The following is a 695-nucleotide window of genomic DNA, read 5'->3' as shown; positions in this document are numbered from 1 at the left end:
GAGTTTAGCTCAGCTGGGAGAGCATCTGCCTTACAAGCAGAGGGTCAGCGGTTCGATCCCGTTAACTCCCATAGGTCCCGTAGTGTAGCGGTTATCACGTCGCCCTGTCACGGCGAAGATCGCGGGTTCGATTCCCGTCGGGACCGTAGAAACGAAGTTTCTAGAAGATAATGATACGACTCGTTAGCTCAGTTGGTAGAGCAATTGACTTTTAATCAATGGGTCACTGGTTCGAGCCCAGTACGGGTCATTATAGCGGGTTTGGCGGAATTGGCAGACGCACCAGATTTAGGATCTGGCGCTTTACGGCGTGGGGGTTCAAGTCCCTTAACCCGCATAAAGGAATAATAATGAGCCGGCTTAGCTCAGTTGGTAGAGCATCTGATTTGTAATCAGAGGGTCGCGTGTTCAAGTCATGTAGCCGGCATTTTTTTATATAAAGAAACAGATGCGAACGTAGTTCAGTGGTAGAACACCACCTTGCCAAGGTGGGGGTCGCGGGTTCGAATCCCGTCGTTCGCTTGAGGAGGCCGGGGTGGCGGAACTGGCAGACGCACAGGACTTAAAATCCTGCGATTGGTAACGATCGTACCGGTTCGATTCCGGTCCTCGGCATAAGACTTAGGTTGGAGAAGAAGCACCCTTAGCTCAACTGGATAGAGTACCTGACTACGAATCAGGCGGTTAGAGGTTCG

General features: G+C 51.5%; 7 tRNA genes. All 7 read left to right on the top strand.

Annotation, left to right across the window (positions count from 1 at the left end):
* The 7 genes from DW738_RS10290 to DW738_RS10260 all read left to right on the top strand — a co-directional run bounded on the left by DW738_RS10290 (position 1) and on the right by DW738_RS10260 (position 615).
* A tRNA-Val gene (locus DW738_RS10290) sits at positions 1-71 on the top strand.
* Between the two features lie 2 nt (positions 72-73).
* Positions 74-146: transfer RNA gene (locus tag DW738_RS10285), tRNA-Asp, on the top strand.
* 31 nt (positions 147-177) lie between these two features.
* A tRNA-Lys gene (locus DW738_RS10280) sits at positions 178-250 on the top strand.
* A 5-nt stretch (positions 251-255) separates the two neighbouring features.
* Positions 256-337 (top strand) — tRNA-Leu (locus DW738_RS10275).
* Between the two features lie 17 nt (positions 338-354).
* Positions 355-427 (top strand) — tRNA-Thr (locus tag DW738_RS10270).
* Positions 428-450: 23 nt separating this feature from the next.
* A tRNA-Gly gene (locus DW738_RS10265) sits at positions 451-522 on the top strand.
* A 7-nt stretch (positions 523-529) separates the two neighbouring features.
* A tRNA-Leu gene (locus tag DW738_RS10260) sits at positions 530-615 on the top strand.
* The last annotated feature ends 80 nt before the right edge of the window (positions 616-695 follow it).

This window comes from Streptococcus sp. AM28-20, assembly GCF_003603595.1.
Taxonomy (GTDB): domain Bacteria; phylum Bacillota; class Bacilli; order Lactobacillales; family Streptococcaceae; genus Streptococcus; species Streptococcus ilei.
This window is presented reverse-complemented; position numbering and strand designations above follow the sequence as displayed.